The organism is Methylomonas sp. LWB, assembly GCF_001856095.1.
Classification (GTDB): Bacteria; Pseudomonadota; Gammaproteobacteria; order Methylococcales; family Methylomonadaceae; genus Methylomonas; species Methylomonas koyamae_A.
The window spans coordinates 1-16487 of sequence record NZ_MKMC01000006.1 but is presented as its reverse complement, the minus strand read 5'-3'; the positions used below and the strand labels follow the sequence as shown (position 1 = coordinate 16487).

Sequence of the window (16487 nt, the reverse complement as noted above, 5' to 3'; positions counted from 1 at the left end):
CATGCCAAAACCAACAAAATTCGACATTTCCGGCGCGAAAAAGGAACTCAAGGCACTCCGCGAGTTCGATCAGAATCGCCGCGACAATGCCAACAACATCCTCCGTCCCGAGCAGATCGTCGGGAAGGATTGGAGATCGGCCAAGGTTCTAACGACCACCCTCGGACTGGCCAACGGCCAGATGCGCAAGATCACAAAACAAGACCTGATCGAGTTCAGCAAAAACATCGCCCGCCTGGAATCCAGGGTCGAGAAAGGCGTCACCGCCAATGAAGTCATCAACCTTTCGACGCCTGAAGACAAAAACCGGAGCAAGGAGCAAATTTACTTTGCGGTTCCTGTAACCATGAAGTACGGCGACATCAAATTTTTGACCAACGCCGGCCCCGATTCAAAAGCAACGCGGCATAGCGTTCACATTGTTTTGGCCGACTACGATCATGGGCTTGCCAAGGCCGGCACCCCGCTCCAAGCGGCCAAGGAAATTTCCAAAGGAAACCTCCTGTTTGACTGCGATTGCGATCACCACACGTTCGTTTTTCGTTATATCACGACGATCATGAAAGCCAATGCAGGCCGTCCAGAGCATGGGTTCCCAAAGCTCAAAAACCCCCAACTGAACGGCATCGCCTGCAAACACGTCTTGCGGGTCATGACCGAGCTCAACAGCTCGATTTTCATCTGGAAAAAAATCGCCGTAATGATTGAGTCGGATCGCGCCAAAAATGCGAGCCGGGAACTCAAGCGCCGGCAAAAAACGGTAACCCTGACGCAGCGCGAAGCCTCCGAATTAGCGGCCAAGCAGAAGCTGACCCCACGAAAAATCGAGGTCATCACCAAAACAGCAAAAGCCGCTCAAAAAGTAGCCAAAACGGCGCCGCCGCCTAAGCGGCCAAAGCGCGCCTCAGCGCAGGAGGCGAATAACGCCGCCGCCATCCTGGCGGCTTCCGGCATGACGATGGAGCAGATCATGGCGCTTATCGCCGCAAATAAGAGATAAACCGCAGTCCCGCCCCGAACCCACTTTTTAACCAACCAACGAGGTAAAACCATGCAACAACCCAATTTCACACACCGCGTAATGCCGGCCGGCGGCGAACTGACCGAATTCAATAACGTTGACCTCTACTCGGCCGTGGCCGGAAAAATCGAGGACATCCGCGCGCTGAGCGACCTGATGAGAACCCAGTTCGAACCGAATAGCGGTGTTATCCTTGGCGACGAAGTAAATCTCAACCTTTTGCGCCAGATCGACCAGCACCTTTCCGACCTCGATGCGGTCGCCGAATGGGTTGTCGACAACTTTGAAATCATCCCCGACGACAGCGACGGCGAAGCGGCGGCGGTCAGCGACGAAGGTGAAACGGCCGAATAACCGCTGGCCAATCCGGGGCGGCCCGCCGCCGCCCTCAACCCAACCAACCCGCGCCGGCAATAATGACCAACCCCAAAATCATTTACACTAATAAAACTGAAATCGCGGTTTTAAAAGCGGTCGGCGCGCGCCTGAGGGAAGCGCGAGAAGCGCTGAGAATGCGGCAATTCCACGCCGCCAACCTCATTGAAACATCCGTACAAGCCGTAATTGACGCGGAAGAAGGCCGACTTAATCCCCTGCCAATCAAATTCCTCAAAGCCGCCGCCGAGACGTACGCGGTATCAGTCGATTGGCTACTGGGGCTCATCGAATGGGAGAAAGAAGACGCGGGCCGCGATCTTTTGGCCGGCCTGCAGCGGATTCACCTAAAGCACTACTCCACGCTCGTCGCCCGCCAGGCCGACGCGGACGAAATCAATCACCGCGCGCAAGTGGCGCTCGCCGAAATAGTAATGGCCTTCGAGGCTTTCCAAAAGGCGAACGCGGGCTTCATCGACATGCCGGCCGGGGCGCGGCTTCTGCGGGCTGTTTCTGCGGCAAGAAAAATCAAGGTGGCGCATCCGATCGGCAACAAACAGACTTTAAACGTTTGATTTTTAACAACCACAGGCCTAAAGTTACGCTAGGCCGCCGAGGCTTCTGTTTAACCTCTAAGTAACTAAAGCGCTCTCATTGCAATACTCGGCGGCCACCCTCCATTCGCGCCCGCTGCAAATCTGGCCGCTGTAGAACCACTATTGCAATCTGACATATTTAAAAGGGGAAAAACTGATGAGATTCAAACAATTATCACTGGCGGCTTACTCGTTCCTGAGTATGATTGCATTTAATAACGCCCATGCGACACTGACCAGCTACACCGGCGTCGACGGCGTTGGTTTGGTCTATAGCAGCATTGCAGATGTCACATGGACCCAGGATGCCAACCTATTTGGCACCTTGACGGCCGACAATCCCAATTTGATCAACACTATTATCAGCAATATTGGCTCGATTTATAGCCCTGTCAACAATACTAACCATACCCTGACAAGCGTTGATTTCGGTTCAACAGTTGGCGGAAACGGCTACCTCACCTGGTTCGGAGCTCAAGCGTTCATCCAATACCTTAACAACATCAACTACGGTGGCAGCAACCAATGGATGCTGCCATCCGCCGGCAGCAATCCTCAATCGGGTTACAACATAAACAACACAGCCTTTGAAAAACTGTTCTACAACGAATTGGGTGGGGCTAGGAGCTACAATATTCCCAATACCGATACCTTTACCAACGAACGCACCTATGCGTACTGGCTGGATACCGAAGATACTTCCAATACCGACTATGCTTGGCTCTTCTTTACCAATCGAGGCTATCAGGGTAATTATTTGAATAATTTTAAGGGATTTGCCTGGGCGATCAGCCCGGGACAAATCAGCACCGTGGTTCCGGTGCCGTTGCCGAGCGCGGCCTGGTTCATGGGAAGCGGCCTATTGGGATTGGCTGGCATGAAACGTCGCCGCTTACGCCAAACACGATAAACCCGCCGCATCCTTGCATATTCCGCACGGCTGCAATAAGGGATGAGGGATTTTCGCCGCAATCCAAAATCAGAACCAACGGGGACTGCGGGCACCGGCGCCAGTGAAACCGCGCGCCATTACGGTAATATGCGGTTCGCCATGTTCACAGTGTTTACCGCCATTCTCGGAGCGTTGGTCGGCTTTGTCTTCTCGAAAGCCGGGTCGGCTTTCGTTCATCTGTGCCATCAAAAGCTCTTAGTCACTATCGCCGGCATCGCACTTTCCGTCATGTTCGGCTTGGCGGAAATCCGAATCTCGCAACTGGTCACCCATTATCAAGAGGCGTCCTTCAGCGCAGGCGTCTTGCAGCCCCCCAAATACCGACTTTTTTGGGGATGGGTGGTGCTGATTACTATGCTACTCCCGTACGCCTTGAGCCTGACGTTCTGGATCATGCTTGCAATGGAATACATCACGATCCCGATCGTCTCTGGAGATTAATCCCATCCAGCACTAGCTGCTCGAACTAACAATTCAACCGCGATTAAACCTGGAAATCGCCGCGAATTTAGCAAAAAACCCATGATTAAATGCCTAAAAACCACCGATTTTGGGCATAAATGCTTATTTCTTATACCAATTTAAAGCCTGACGAAATCAAACACGCGATGTCGCTGAATTTCGGCGCGCGGATGCTCCAGGCCCGCCAACTGTGTGGGCTGGAGCAAATTGAAGCCGCTCCGCTGTTCGGATTTGCCAATTCGTCCCGCCTGAGCAAAATCGAGTCGCCAACGTGCGAAAGCCTCGCCTACATCCAGCCCAAGGTTCTCGTCCCGGCCGTTTTAAATTACGGGGTCAGCGCAGATTTTTTGTTTGGCTTCTCTAACTATCCACAACGCGACGTCAAGCAAGCCCGCGAAAACCAGGTTGCGGACCTTTTGACCGACCTGATCGCCGACGAAATCGCCGACATCCGCCGCCTGATGAATGCCGTCAAACAGATCGCCAAACAGACCCAGCACTTTTCGGAAAAAACTCAAGAAATTCAGCAAGCGCTCGACCGGTTTCGCCAACTGAACCCGGATTTCGACGACATGGCCGGCGGCGCCAAGCTCGATCGCTTAATTTGCGAGCTTCGCCAAGACGCAAAGCACAACGCCAACGAACTGGTCGAACTGCGCCAGTCCCTCCAATAATCCTTTTGACTTCACCACCATGACCGAAAACACCAAAAAAGGCGGCCGCCCACGAGGCTACAAGCCGGAATACGTCCAGCTCGCCCACAATTACACCCTGTTGGGCGCGACCCAAGAGCAACTCGCCGAATTTTTCAACGTCTCGGCGGCCACTGTCAAAAGCTGGACTAAACAGCACCCGGAATTCGCCGACGCGATTAAGCGCGGAAAAATCCTGGCCGATGCTGAAATCGCCAGCAGCCTGTTTCGGCGCGGCACCGGTTACCCCTGCACCGAAGTCACCACGCGCGAAATCAAGAACCCAGCCGGCGAAGTCACGTCCTACGAAACGGTCACCGTCACCAGCGAAATGCCGCCCGATACCGATGCCTGCATTTTCTGGCTGACTAACCGCCAGCCTGACAAATGGCGCAACAGACTGGAAATTGAGCACGCCGACAAGCGCGAATCCAGCACGACGGACCGAGATACCCCGGCCACACCCCACCAGGACGCCCCCGCATGAACTCAGACGCCTTTGCAAAAATCGAAAACGCCGCCCACGACGGCGCGTTCGGCCACAACCAGCGACCAACGCCGACCGATCGGCAATGCCTGGCCGGCAATTACAAGTTAGGCCGCGTCTCAATTTACGGCATGCCGGTTGCAATCGAGCAGCCGCGACACAGCTATCGAACCGGCGTCGATCCGAAAACCGGCCAGCGCTGGACTTCCAGGCTGGCCGCGCATTACGGCTACTTCTCCGGCACCAAAGGTGCCGACGGCGACCCCGTCGATTGCTTCATCGGCCCCTACCCTCAATCGGAAACCGCCTGGGTTATCAACCAGCACGTCGGCGGCGCCTTCGACGAACACATGGTCATGCTGTGCTTTCCCGACATGGATACCGCGCGCCGCACCTATCTCGACAGCTACGAACGCGGCTGGAAAGGCCTGCACAGCTTGGTAAAAGTTTCGCCGCAGCAATTACGCTGGTGGCTCAAGAACGCCGACCTGAAAAAGGCGTTGACCTCGGCCGATTTGGCCGACGCCAATGGGCCGGCCGCCGCCAAGGCCAAAGCTGCACGCGCCGACGCCGATTATTTGAAAACGCGATCCACCGTCCTGGGGTACTAAACCATGTTCGAACCCGTCAAAGTTGGCTTCGGACAATACCTGGCCGATTTCTACGCTTCGCTGGTCGCCACGACCCAGCCTATGACCGAATACCTGGAGCGAGGCGTCGCCAAAAGCATCGTCTGGGCGCCGTCGCGCATGGTCGATGCCGCCGAAGAAATGTTGGCGTCCTGGCAGCGCAACGATACCGACAGCGCGCCGACACAGTCGGCCAAGTTGCCGGTAATATTTGTGGCAATGGATCAAAGCTACACGCCGACCGGGCGCGATTTCGCAAGGCAGATTGCCAACTCCATGAAGGTCATCATGCCCGGCGACACCAAGCAGCGCCTATTCGGCTTGCGGACTGTATTCGGCGACATCCGCACTCAACTGGTGTTCGCGGCGGCCGACGAGCCGACGGCGCGGTCGCTTGCGGCGCAATTCCTCAACTTCATTGACGCGGTGCCAAATCGCCGGTTTGGCTATTCGACCACGTTTGCCGGCATCAGCGAGGACTGGGTAGCGACCATCGAATCGCCGGACATTCCGGCCGTCGCCATTCGCACCGGCATGAAGAACGTGGTCATGCTGGCGGTGGACATCACAATCAAGGCCCAAATACCGATCTACGACGCGCCCAAAGCCGGAGAGCCGAACGATGGCCTTGGTGTACCAGGTACCGACGACCCAGCCGGCTATCCCGTAGTGGTTCAGGTGAACTTTGATGACAAAGCCCTAAATCTCCAGACATCGGTCTCCGCCAACAGTCCGTAGCCAAAATGGCGAAGCTAACTAAAGATCAATGGCACGATGCCAGGGAAATCTGGGAATGCGATCCAAGAGACGGCTTCGATTGGCTTTCCAATCATCTTGGCAATGTTGTTTCTAGGCAAGCGATCAGCAAGTCCGCAAAGCAACAGGGGTGGGCGAAAAGACCGGGGCAAGTTGCGCAACTAAAATCGAAAAGTTGCGCAACTATTCAAGAGGTTGCGCAACCAGCGCCAAAGCCAATTCCAAATCAAAAGCAACAGCCGGCGAAGAAGCCGGAAGCTGTTCAGGAACCGGAATGGGAAGAGGTCGATGAGGCGGAAGCCAGACGGGGCGGGCGTCCCAGTATGTACATGCCTCATTTTGATAGGCAGGCTTACCAGCTCTGTTTGTTGGGGGCAACCGATAGCCACCTCGCCGAGTTCTTCATGGTGACGGAGCAAACTATCAACAACTGGAAGAAGGTCCATGTCACCTTTTTTGAGTCCATTAGGAACGGCAAGATGCTGGCCGACGCCGGCATGGCCGAGCGGCTATATCAGCGGGGCATGGGCTACGCATGCCCGGATACTCACGTAGCTGTCATCAACAACGAAATCGTCCTCACGGAGTTGGTCAAGCATTACCCGCCTGATACAAAAGCCGCGTTTCTGTGGCTCAAGAACCGACAGCCAACACTGTGGCGCGACAAGGTGGAAGTCAAGTCGGAGGTGTCAATAACGCCTATCCCGTGGGATGAATTGCGGGAAATAACCAAAGCCTCGGTTGCCGAAGCCGAGCGCAAGCACCAAGAGCTATTGGCTACCAGATATGCCGCCTTTGGGCTAAAGCGGGAAGAGTTCGATAGCGACTGATTTATGGCGAAGGAGACTTTAGTCGAAGACCCGCGATGGCTGGGTTTTTGCCAGGAATACCAGGGCGATATTGTTCGTTTCGCGATCGAGGTCTGTGGATATACGCTGTCGAGCCAACAGATCAGGCTGTTGCGATCCGTCGCAAGGAGCAGGTCTCGCGTTTCCGTATCATCAGGTCACGGTACCGGCAAGACAAAATCGCTGTCCATCATTGTTCTGTGGCATCTACTGTGCCTGCCGAAATCGGTCATGCTGATTACGGCGAACGACATGGACCAGTTGAATGCAACATTATGGAAAGAAGTTGCGATTACGGTCGAGAGAATAGGGCTTGGTTATTTTAGCTGGCTATACCCTCACATTTTCATAGGCGCCGACAACCACTGCCACGTCGTCGGCTATGACGATCAGTGGTTCGTTGAGAGCAAGACCGCCAATGCCAAGACCGCCAACAAAATGGCTGGTCGTCATGGCGAAAACTTCATGGTAATTGTCGACGAAGGCTCGACGGTGCCGGATGAGGTATTCAACACGCTGACCGGCGCGTTGACTGAAGAGCATAACCGGATGGTGATAACCAGCCAGTACACTCGGCTGTCCGGATACTTCCACCGAACGCAAACCGAATTGGCGTTGACAAACGGCGGCTCTTGGGACGCCATGACGTTTTCGTCTGTCGAGTCCCCGTGGGTTTCCGACGTGGACTTGGCCGAAAAGCTACGCGACTACGACGAAGACGAAAAGCGGGTCAGGCTGTTTGGGTTGCCGCCTGAGGATTCGTCAAAATTCTTGTTGTCTTTGAAGTTCGCGAATGCGATGTACAGCTACGGCAGGATCATTGGCGATGACGAGCCGTATGGCTGGGTGGTGTCGTCGGACGTTGCGCTCGGCGAAGGGTTGCGCGATAAGTCGAGCATTGGTGTTGCCAGGGTGATTGGCTACGGCGACCGAGGGGACAATCCACGGCGAGTCGAACTGATACAGATACCGCTATACACGAACAAAGTGAAATCATCCAAATTGGCGCAGAGAATAATCGAATCCGGCACCGATCTGCCGAGCCCTACCTATGTCGTTGATAAAGGCGGCATTGGCGGAACGGTCTGCCAGCAAATCGAAGAGCAGGGCCAGGTCTTAAAGCCGGTAGTTTGGGGAAAGCCATGCTGGCAAAAAGAAAATAATGATCGCTACCAAAACTTGCGAGCTCAAGCCATGCACCATGCGGCATTGGCGGCTAAAACCGGCAGGCTGTCGATACTGACCCCGGATTTTCGTCGGCAGATGGTTGCCGAAGCATCAGGGGTTCCAAAGGATCACACCGGAAATTTTCGGCTAAAAATCCCCGAAAAGGGATCGCCCGCATGGGAGGGACGCGGAAGCCCCGACTTGTGGGATATGGTTTGCTTTCTTTTCATGGAAGGGGTCGATTACATGGTTTCCGAAAACGCCGGGGCGAATACCGGCGGCGTAGTTGCCGCCGCCGTCGCGGCCGCAAGCGACATGTTCGCTGGAGTCGATTAACCGGAAAACGCGAGAATCCGCCTAAAAATCGTCCAACAAAATACAGCCATCATTTTTTAGACCCAAGGAGGTCGTGATGGCGTATCAACCCAGCCCGAACCGAATCGCGGCGCAATCACCCGGTTTTTACCGGATTTGGCATATCACCGGCGACAAAAAGCGTGGAATTGAGCCGATCCTGCCGATAGGCCGCTCGACATTCCTGGATGGGGTGGCCGCCGGCAAATACCCGCAACCGGTTAAGCTTGGCAAACGGACCTCGGCATGGCGCAAGTCCGACATTTTGGCTCTGGTCGAAAGCTTCGAGCCTGGCGCCAATATGGGGGCGGCATGAAAGCCAAGGCCAAAACCAACCTCGCCTTGGTCGAAGTACATGGCCGGAAGTTGACCACGACCAGTTTGATCATCGCGGAACAATGCCAAGTCAAACACGAGAGCACGATCAAGCTTGCCAGAAAGTTCAAATCAGACCTGGAAGAGGTAGGCTTGCTCAGATTTGAAATCCGAGCAAGATTACAAGGACAACATGGTGGCGGCGACACGGAGGTGGCGGTTATGGACGACTACGCGGCGATGCTCTTGCTGACACACATGCGAAGCAACGAAGTGGTCCGAAAATTCAAGCTGGAGTTGGTTCGAGAGTTCAAGCGTATGCGCCGAATTTTGTCGGAGCCCGGCCGTAACGCCGAACTGATCGCCAAGCGCAACACCGGCGCGGAAATGACCGACATGTTGCGCTTCATCCGCGAGTCCGCTGGCAAACAGACCGCCGCCAAGCACTTCATTAGCGAACACATGTTTTGCAATCGCGCCCTGACCGGCAAATGGGCGGCGATCGACGAAACCGAGCTGGACGTGTACGACACTCGCTTAATGGCCGAGATTCGAAAGCACAACATGCGATTAATGACGCGGCATCCCAAACAGGCCGACCGCAAAGAACTGATGGAAGTCTTCGTTGCAAATTACCGGGCCAAGCACCCTAGGCCGGCTTTGGCGGCGTAATTGACGCAGCCAACGCGGAGTGACTCTTCAGGCGTTCCGCGAGTTCGCGCTCGACCGGCTCACGCCAACGCCTCATTTCTGCCGCTGGCGTGGCTCTTGTTATTGCTGCCCGCAAGCTGTCTATGCGGTCACGTGAATCCCAATCACCCGGTATTCCCTCGTGTAACCACATTATGTCCCACCAAATAAATATCTGGCCGAACACCGTACTGGTTTGCTCATCGGTGATCCGACCGTACGCCCGCATGACCTCCAAGCGTTGGAAAAATCCTATGACAATCCAAAGATCGACAGTTTCCAGGGGAATAGTGCGTCGAAGTGATCGAAGGAACGGTCCGGATTCACCTTCAACAGGCAATCGGCCTTGGTTCGACTCTGATACATGTTTTCCGACATCCACTCTCTCAGCAAATCGGACACCAAATTCAATTGGCGCTCAGTATCGCGGTCCTCCAGATCCTTGCGGCGTTGCTCGAAATTGACCTTATGAGCGATATAGGCGACAACCAACAGATTCAGAACACTGATAAACGGGTTCAGGTAATCGCCTAGTACGCCCCAATCCGCAGGAGCCGGTGACAGGCTAGAGTGCCGGAAGTTGTACGCGTACAGCCCTACCGGAAGTCCCAAAACAACCAAAACGACCAGAAGGATACCAAACCAACCTGTAAATCTAATCAGCGGGAACGCGGATGCGATCTCTAAGACACGAAGGCAGAACGCTTTGAAAAGTTGCCTAGTTCTCGCCATTACTGCCACCTCTCGCCCAGAATCGATAAACAATTACCGGCTCAGGATTTGCCTGCCTGTAACCGTCCCCATAGGGCCCGAATGATAATCCCGCTGGCGTCGTCTGGGGAATTCCAAGACCACAATCGGACAGCAGCGGGCTATCGGCCTTATGAAGACCAAATGCGTTCCGGATCGCTACGCCAAGCCAGCCCATAAGTTGATTCATGCGAATGCCGGCGCGGTGTCGGTTTTCATACCTGTTGACCCCCATCAATTCCCTTGTATTCTCATCAATACCTATTAAAATGATAGGTATGGCGGTGATAAAATACCTCAACATGTCCGATTCGGACGCACTCACGATTTTGCGAGAATGCGCGGCGGACGACGGTCGCGTGTTCTTTTCCAAACACGCTATCGACCGCATGATGGAGCGAAAAATCACCCGGCCGCAAGTGCTTTCATGCCTGGAGAAGGGAAAAATCACGGAATCGCCTTGCCGCGATCCTAAAGGCGATTGGCGGTGTACATTGGAGCATTACACGGCCGGAAGCGTCGTGACGGTCGCTGTTGCGATCAAGCATAACAATCATGGTGAACGCACGGTGATCGTCACAGTGTTTTAAGCCGGAGGCAAACGATTATGTACCACTACAAAGACTGCGGACTGGATAATATCTGGCTCGTGAATGGTTACTCCAGTATCGACGACGAAGAGTTCGGCGAATGCGTGTCAATTACCGACACCAGGGGATTGCACAAAGCCATCGCGCATGACCTCGTATTCAACAAGCCCACTTTGACCGGAAAGGAATTCCGGTTTCTGCGCAAGGAATTGGATTTATCGCAAAAAGCATTATCCGACCTGCTGGGCAATGATGAGCAAGCCGTAGCCCGCTGGGAAAAATCCGGCAAGGTGCCCAAATGGGCCGACCGGTTATTGCGGGTTTGCGTCATTGAGTTCTATGGCGAAAAAACCGGTGTTCGAGAGCTGATTGCCCGTATTCGCGACATTGACGAGCGTAAGCAAGAACGCCAATTGTTCAAGGACGATGCCGCCGGCTGGAAAAAAGCCGCTTGATGCTATCCACGGCGGCTTCGGGGCATTCTGAGGAGGCTAGACTTGAACAATCAACTCAATGAGCCGCTATCGTTTCAAGAAAAACGCGAACTCCAGCGTTTGATCATTCAGCAAAACCAAGTCATTGCCAAAGAGTGCTGGGGCTTATTGCCGAGACCGGAAAGTACAAAGGAGTTTCTATCTGGTCTATTGCTTAGATTCTGCTAACCTACCTTAGTTAACGTCAAAAATAACCGAAAAACATGAGGGAGGCATGCTGATGACTGAATATTCAAAATGTCCACATTGCGGATTGCAGTGCATGAGGACTATTGGGGTTGATATGGTTAGGTTTGGGTAAGGCCTAGTCATGTTTACAGAGGCCAATGCGGGGCTGCAAAGCTTAAAGGTAATTTCTGATTTTTTAAAGGCTAATAAATCTCTTAGAAATTACAATGAAATTGTTGTTGCGGTAAGCGAGGTAAGCTCTAAACTTGAATCAGCTTACAATCTAATCAATCAGCTACGAGACGAAAATGCGTCTCTCATAAATCAGTTGGCAGAGCTTAGAGAAAAAGAAAGCAGACAAGAAACATTTGATCGAGAGTTCGCGCATTATTCGCTTCACAAACTTGAATCTGGCTCTATCGTGTATCGCGTTAAGCCAGAATACGATACCGAAGAAACGCCGACTTATATTTGTGCAGACTGCGCACGTAAACAACAAATAGTTTTTATGAATACGGCGCTCAATGGAACTCGATTGGTCTGCGATTCTTGCAATAAAAACGTTAATACTGGATGGAAGCCTGGTTCGCATAAAACACCGAAATAAAAAGGAATTGTCAATTTCATTTTAGGAGTCAATATTTATCGGTGAGGCGTTATTTTCCGTTTTGTGCAAGTGCTACATAATACCGCTTAAATACGGCAGATCTGGAGCCCTTAATTAGTCTTGATTTTGAAAGCGCCATTCGTGAGCAGAATAAAATTACCGAACAGTTGGATGCTAAATCGCGAGAGCTTGGAGAACTATTAGCTGGCCTCGTGGCAATACGTGACAACTATTGGAAAGAGCACAAATTGAATTCTCGGTCTTTCCTAGACATAGAAGAAAAATCGGACGATGAACTTGCTATTACGCTTGAAATAGCAATAACAGAAATTAAAAAACTTGAGGCAATGATCGCCAAGGCAAACGAGGCAGCAGCAGAAGCAGATAATGAAGCTAATCAAGCCGAAGTGGATGCTAATCAACTTGGAACGCTCATGGGTTCATTAAGAGCAGCTATACCCGAAGTTTCCAATGAAGCCGAACCAATTTTGCTGCCCGAACATGACGTATCGGCTTTTGCAAACGAGTTGATCGAGAGATTCCGAAAACAAAATGAAGAGCTTACTACGCTACGGAATAAAGCTCACATAGCATTTCGGGATCTCACCAAGACTGCTAGCACTAAGGAGTTTGTTGAAATCGAGCCGGAATTGGCTCGCGACATTACAGATAGTGATTTTGAAGCGGCATGTTCAGACCAAGAACGTATTCTTGGGTTAGTCGAGGATAGAATTAGCGCGACTCGAGATACCTTGGAAGGTATGAAACCAGATTTCGAAAATTGTGTCGGGGAGCTTTACAATCTGACCTATGAGGGAATTCAACTTCTGAATCGCGCTTGCGCTAAAACTATGCCGATTACAGCGCCCTATGTTGGGGGTAAACACATACTCAAAATGAAAGCATCATTTTCAGGGGTTTCTGTCGACAATCGTAAAGACGCAATCCGGCATTATCTAAATGGGTTAATAAAAAGCAGCGTGATTCCCGCCAAGGGTGCTGACTTAGTTGCGCAATGCCTCACTGCCGTTTGTGGGCGTCAGGAACTGGGGTTGCAAGTGTTAAAAATGGAGCAGAACGAGGTATATCAGTATCAGCTTGCTGGTGAGCTTAAAGGATCGAAGGGACAGGGTACAGTGATTGCTATGTTTCTCTATTTGCTGATTAGCCAATTGCGTGCCGATACTCAAGCTCGAACCAAACGTGGTGGAGGCGGGCCACTTATTCTTGACAACCCATTTGCCAAAGTTCAGACCCGTGCCCTCATTGATGTGCAGCGATTATTAGCCAAAGAAATTGGTGTGCAGCTGATTTTCTTCACGGCGAATGCTGACTACAACATTTTGTTCGGATTCCGACGAGTTATCCGTCTAAGAAAATCCGGCGCTAATAGTAAAACCAATAGATCCCACATCGAAATGGTATCTGCCACGTTTGAAGATCTGACAGAAACCAAGGAAGGTGTAGCGTGAATGCCGAATTTCTTTTGGCCTTGCGGACAGTGCGTCGTAAACGCATCGATTTGTCAGATCTTCGGCGTTACTGGTTACAGGTTAACCCTGAACAATTACAGCACCCTGAACGCGATGCCCTCATGATGGCTTCGCTGAAACAAATGGCAGGCCACGGGTACATTGCATTACCCGCTTCCGGTAGCTTCGAGAAAGTTGGTAATCCGCCAATGCCTAAGTTTGTAACTTTAGTAAACCAAGATGAAGTTAAACCGCGCAACAACTGGTCGAATATTTCCTGGCTTCCGGAGCTTGGTTTTTGGACTGAACTGACCGAAAGCGAGCTTCTGACTGCTAAAAAAATCAACGACTGGTTGCATCGTCGACGAGGAAAATTTATGAAGGTTCCTCTTCGAGAGCGATCATTGGAAATATTTGGCGACGAAAAATACTTGGACTCAAGGGCCAGAAACAATGCGCTTTTTTCAGGTCGATTGCCTCTGTCATTAATTGGCGCTTTTCATGTTCCGCATCCTTTGCCCTACCGAGCGGCTAATGCACCCGGCCAGCCGGTTCTTATCGTAGAAAATCATCACACCTATTGGAGCCTGGCCGAGTGGAATGTCCAGTCTTGTCAATATGCTGCGGTGGTATATGGATCTGGAAAGGCTTTTTGTTCCACCGGCCAAGCACTTCAAGAGGTTCTCAGAGAATGTGATGCTAACGGAGCACTCTACTTTGGCGATCTGGATCCGGCAGGCATTTTGATACCTCTTAGCTTCAATGATGCTAATGAGTCAGTTGTTTTGCCTGATATTGGCTTATACCAATTTGTGCTTGAAAATGGAAAACGGAGGTCTCCTGTCAATAGATTATCTGGTGACAAACAAGCCGCTCAGCGTTGGCTGCCCGAATTGAGCGATCGTATTTTGGAGCTCTGGGCTTTGGATTACTGGATACCGCAGGAGAGTCTTGGGACCGAGCAGCTTTTTAGGAATTGGGAGAGAGCCCCCCTTAGCAATCCTGCCTAGTAAATATCCCATCTAATTAAACTCGATACTTTTAAGATGTCAGACAGACCTGATTGGCAGAAACCGAACTGGCGACGCTATGTTGCAACAGAATTATTTAGAAAATGGATTCACTAGAGCGATGCCGGTATTTTGGAAATCCTCTGTATTACGAGTCACAACCGTCAAATCATAAATCAATGCAGTTGCCGCAATCAGCTTGTCGATGGGATGCTGAGGATTAGGAACGCGCATTTTTCCCCAGATCAATGCAATCTCGCAGTCAATGCCGAGAATGTTTTCTTGATAGTGTTCAAGAATTGAATTTAGCCACGTTTCTAAAAGCTTGCCTTGCGCGATGTCATCGCGATGAAAAATCAAATCGACACCTCTGCGTAGTTCCCCAATTGTGACCACAGAAATATAAAGTTTTTGATTATTTTGGATTGCAGCATCAAAAAAACGGCGAACCCCTGGATTGGCTTTGTCGCCTTTTCTGATCTCACTGATGACGTTAGTATCAATCAAATACATTGGTTGCCGGAGTGTCGTCATTCACGCGTTGAAAATCGGTATCTATACCGACAGAAGGCATATTAGTTAATGCCTCTGCAAAGGTTTTACGTTGGGGACTTAACAAAAACTCCGCTAAAATCGCGCGGTGCTCCGCCTCGGTAGAGCGGTGATGTGCAACTGCTCTCGCTTTAAGTGCGTTAATGATGGATTCATCAAGGTTTCTGACAACTAGACTAGGCATGGTAATCTCCGAAGATTGGTTGCTATCAATGCTATCACCTATGCCTGATAGCAACAACTCAATATTGAATTTACAGGATTGAATGGCAACGAATGCCGATACCAATCGGTAAATCTATCAAGATGATATGCGTGAATTTTGCGTATTTGAGTTGTGATTCGTTATGCTTTGTTATGCAAACTCACGCAAAACCACCAGCATAAGTCATTGATTTATAATGATTTAAGTGGCGCTTTGAGCACTTTTAATGCGATGGTCGTGCGTTCGAATCGCACACGACCCACCAGCAATTCGATAAGAAAATCAACCAGTTACTGAGAAATCAGAGCTGGTTTTTTTGTGCCTGAAATTTAGGCTTACGCGAGATTTAAGGTAAGCGGTCCTTTAACAGCATCTGTATAAACAGCTCGAAAGGAACGAAGATAGTGTCCACTTATAATCAGGTGGACACCTATGAAGGAGCATAACACGCGATTATCGCGGCCATTAATCGTGGGGCACGGGCGAGACGGCCGTTGCCTTTATGATCCGGAAGCCAAGCGGGAGCTAGTGAAAGTTTGCTTGCATTCGGGCACATCGGTTGCCAAGATCGCTCTGCAATACGGTATCAATGCCAATCTGCTGCGCAAGTGGATGGGGCATTACCGAGAAACAGGACATCCGAATCCGAACAGTCCATTAACGTTGCCGGCTTTTGTGCCCGTTCAGTCGCTGAGCGCAGAGAAACCGGCTGAGTCAGCGCTCAGTGCGGAGTTGCCCAACGGCGTTAAACTCGCGTTACAGCCTGTCGAGCTGAGCGACCTGCCGGTGATTTTGAAGGCGTTGGCCGAGCTGCCATGTTTCGTTTCGACGCAGGATTGAAGGTCTACCTGCACCGCGAGCCGGTCGACGGCCGCAAGGCCATCAATGGTTTAGCGCTGCTGGTTGAGCAGGCATTAGGCTTGAATCCGTTCGAGCCGGCCATCTACGTGTTCAGCAATCGCCGGCGGGATCGGATCAAACTGCTGTTGTGGGACCGCACCGGTTTTTGGTTGATGCTCAAGCGGCTGGAAGCCGACCGTTTTCACTGGCCGAAAGAGGCAGCAGTTGTGACGTTGACGGTCGAGCAACTCCACTGGTTGTTAGCCGGTATTGACTTGGCCGCGATGCGGCCGCATCCGGCACGAACCTATACCCAAGTAGGCTGAAACGCGGATGTAAAGCCGGTAAAATAACGGCATGACGCCCACCATCACGCTGTCCACCGAAGACTACCAAGCCTTGCTGGCCGAGCAGCAACGGCTGGCGAGTCAACTGCGGTTGGTGACGGTCGAGCG

At 51.8% G+C, this 16487-nt stretch carries 23 protein-coding genes; 20 read left to right on the top strand and 3 right to left on the bottom strand.

Going from position 1 to position 16487, the window contains the following annotated elements; translation table 11 throughout:
- Position 1 precedes the first annotated feature (1 nt).
- From BJL95_RS02935 to BJL95_RS02875, 13 genes are all read left to right on the top strand, one after another.
- Positions 2-1000, top strand: a complete 999-nt coding sequence (locus tag BJL95_RS02935; RefSeq protein WP_071155356.1) for a hypothetical protein — start codon at positions 2-4, stop codon at positions 998-1000.
- Between the two features lie 81 nt (positions 1001-1081).
- Positions 1082-1375 carry a hypothetical protein gene (locus BJL95_RS02930; RefSeq protein ID WP_139306105.1) on the top strand — a complete coding sequence of 98 codons (294 nt, stop codon included), beginning with the start codon at positions 1082-1084 and terminating at the stop codon, positions 1373-1375.
- Between the two features lie 62 nt (positions 1376-1437).
- Positions 1438-1971: a helix-turn-helix domain-containing protein gene (locus BJL95_RS02925; RefSeq protein ID WP_071155352.1), complete on the top strand. Its 534-nt coding sequence runs from the start codon at positions 1438-1440 to the stop codon at positions 1969-1971.
- Between the two features lie 178 nt (positions 1972-2149).
- The gene (locus tag BJL95_RS02920; protein WP_071155350.1) at positions 2150-2902 is read left to right on the top strand and encodes a VPLPA-CTERM sorting domain-containing protein; all 753 of its coding nucleotides are present in this window, start codon (positions 2150-2152) and stop codon (positions 2900-2902) included.
- A gap of 42 nt (positions 2903-2944) precedes the next feature.
- Positions 2945-3385, top strand: coding sequence for a hypothetical protein (locus BJL95_RS02915; RefSeq protein WP_064025262.1), 441 nt, complete (start codon positions 2945-2947; stop codon positions 3383-3385).
- A gap of 119 nt (positions 3386-3504) precedes the next feature.
- Positions 3505-4080, top strand: coding sequence for a hypothetical protein (locus BJL95_RS02910; RefSeq protein ID WP_071155348.1), 576 nt, complete (start codon positions 3505-3507; stop codon positions 4078-4080).
- A 19-nt stretch (positions 4081-4099) separates the two neighbouring features.
- Positions 4100-4585: a hypothetical protein gene (locus BJL95_RS02905; RefSeq protein WP_071155346.1), complete on the top strand. Its 486-nt coding sequence runs from the start codon at positions 4100-4102 to the stop codon at positions 4583-4585.
- Positions 4582-5196, top strand: a complete 615-nt coding sequence (locus tag BJL95_RS02900; protein WP_071155344.1) for a hypothetical protein — start codon at positions 4582-4584, stop codon at positions 5194-5196. The genes BJL95_RS02905 and BJL95_RS02900 overlap by 4 nt, the downstream gene beginning before the upstream one ends.
- Positions 5197-5199: 3 nt before the next feature.
- A complete protein-coding gene (locus BJL95_RS02895; RefSeq protein ID WP_071155342.1) occupies positions 5200-5952 on the top strand; it encodes a hypothetical protein in 753 nt (250 codons plus the stop codon).
- A 5-nt stretch (positions 5953-5957) separates the two neighbouring features.
- Positions 5958-6800 (top strand): hypothetical protein, encoded by an 843-nt coding sequence (locus BJL95_RS25025; protein ID WP_175463634.1) that lies wholly within the window; start codon positions 5958-5960, stop codon positions 6798-6800.
- A 3-nt stretch (positions 6801-6803) separates the two neighbouring features.
- Positions 6804-8321: a hypothetical protein gene (locus BJL95_RS02885; RefSeq protein WP_071155340.1), complete on the top strand. Its 1518-nt coding sequence runs from the start codon at positions 6804-6806 to the stop codon at positions 8319-8321.
- Positions 8322-8397: 76 nt separating this feature from the next.
- Positions 8398-8655 carry an AlpA family transcriptional regulator gene (locus BJL95_RS02880; RefSeq protein ID WP_071155338.1) on the top strand — a complete coding sequence of 86 codons (258 nt, stop codon included), beginning with the start codon at positions 8398-8400 and terminating at the stop codon, positions 8653-8655.
- Positions 8652-9326, top strand: a complete 675-nt coding sequence (locus BJL95_RS02875; RefSeq protein WP_071155336.1) for a Rha family transcriptional regulator — start codon at positions 8652-8654, stop codon at positions 9324-9326. Before BJL95_RS02880 ends, BJL95_RS02875 begins: the two co-directional genes overlap by 4 nt.
- A 270-nt stretch (positions 9327-9596) precedes the next feature.
- On the opposite strand, the gene BJL95_RS02865 is transcribed toward BJL95_RS02875, so the two are convergent.
- The gene (locus BJL95_RS02865) at positions 9597-10076 is read right to left on the bottom strand and encodes a hypothetical protein (protein WP_071155331.1); all 480 of its coding nucleotides are present in this window, start codon (positions 10074-10076) and stop codon (positions 9597-9599) included.
- Positions 10077-10372: 296 nt separating this feature from the next.
- Between BJL95_RS02865 and BJL95_RS02855 the strand changes: the two genes are divergently transcribed.
- From BJL95_RS02855 to BJL95_RS02835, 5 genes are all read left to right on the top strand, one after another.
- Entirely contained in the window at positions 10373-10684 is a 312-nt protein-coding gene (locus BJL95_RS02855; RefSeq protein WP_175463633.1) for a DUF4258 domain-containing protein, read from the top strand.
- A gap of 17 nt (positions 10685-10701) precedes the next feature.
- On the top strand, positions 10702-11139 hold the full coding sequence (locus tag BJL95_RS02850) for a DNA-binding transcriptional regulator (protein WP_071155325.1): 438 nt from the start codon (positions 10702-10704) through the stop codon (positions 11137-11139).
- A 349-nt stretch (positions 11140-11488) separates the two neighbouring features.
- Positions 11489-11953: a hypothetical protein gene (locus BJL95_RS24430; RefSeq protein ID WP_139306104.1), complete on the top strand. Its 465-nt coding sequence runs from the start codon at positions 11489-11491 to the stop codon at positions 11951-11953.
- Between the two features lie 167 nt (positions 11954-12120).
- Entirely contained in the window at positions 12121-13425 is a 1305-nt protein-coding gene (locus tag BJL95_RS02840; protein ID WP_071155321.1) for a hypothetical protein, read from the top strand.
- Positions 13422-14435 carry a Wadjet anti-phage system protein JetD domain-containing protein gene (locus BJL95_RS02835; protein ID WP_071155319.1) on the top strand — a complete coding sequence of 338 codons (1014 nt, stop codon included), beginning with the start codon at positions 13422-13424 and terminating at the stop codon, positions 14433-14435. The genes BJL95_RS02840 and BJL95_RS02835 overlap by 4 nt, the downstream gene beginning before the upstream one ends.
- Before the next feature lie 93 nt (positions 14436-14528).
- Here BJL95_RS02835 and BJL95_RS02830 read toward each other — a convergent pair whose 3' ends face one another.
- Positions 14529-14948 carry a type II toxin-antitoxin system VapC family toxin gene (locus BJL95_RS02830; RefSeq protein ID WP_071155317.1) on the bottom strand — a complete coding sequence of 140 codons (420 nt, stop codon included), beginning with the start codon at positions 14946-14948 and terminating at the stop codon, positions 14529-14531.
- Positions 14935-15171, bottom strand: coding sequence for a DNA-binding protein (locus BJL95_RS23560; protein ID WP_082880795.1), 237 nt, complete (start codon positions 15169-15171; stop codon positions 14935-14937). The genes BJL95_RS02830 and BJL95_RS23560 overlap by 14 nt, the downstream gene beginning before the upstream one ends.
- Before the next feature lie 453 nt (positions 15172-15624).
- Between BJL95_RS23560 and BJL95_RS02825 the strand changes: the two genes are divergently transcribed.
- Together BJL95_RS02825 and tnpB are read left to right on the top strand one after the other, a co-directional pair.
- The gene (locus tag BJL95_RS02825) at positions 15625-16032 is read left to right on the top strand and encodes a transposase (RefSeq protein ID WP_254786668.1); all 408 of its coding nucleotides are present in this window, start codon (positions 15625-15627) and stop codon (positions 16030-16032) included.
- A complete protein-coding gene (gene tnpB / locus BJL95_RS02820) occupies positions 16008-16358 on the top strand; it encodes an IS66 family insertion sequence element accessory protein TnpB (RefSeq protein ID WP_064031840.1) in 351 nt (116 codons plus the stop codon). The genes BJL95_RS02825 and tnpB overlap by 25 nt, the downstream gene beginning before the upstream one ends.
- Positions 16359-16487: the final 129 nt, after the last annotated feature.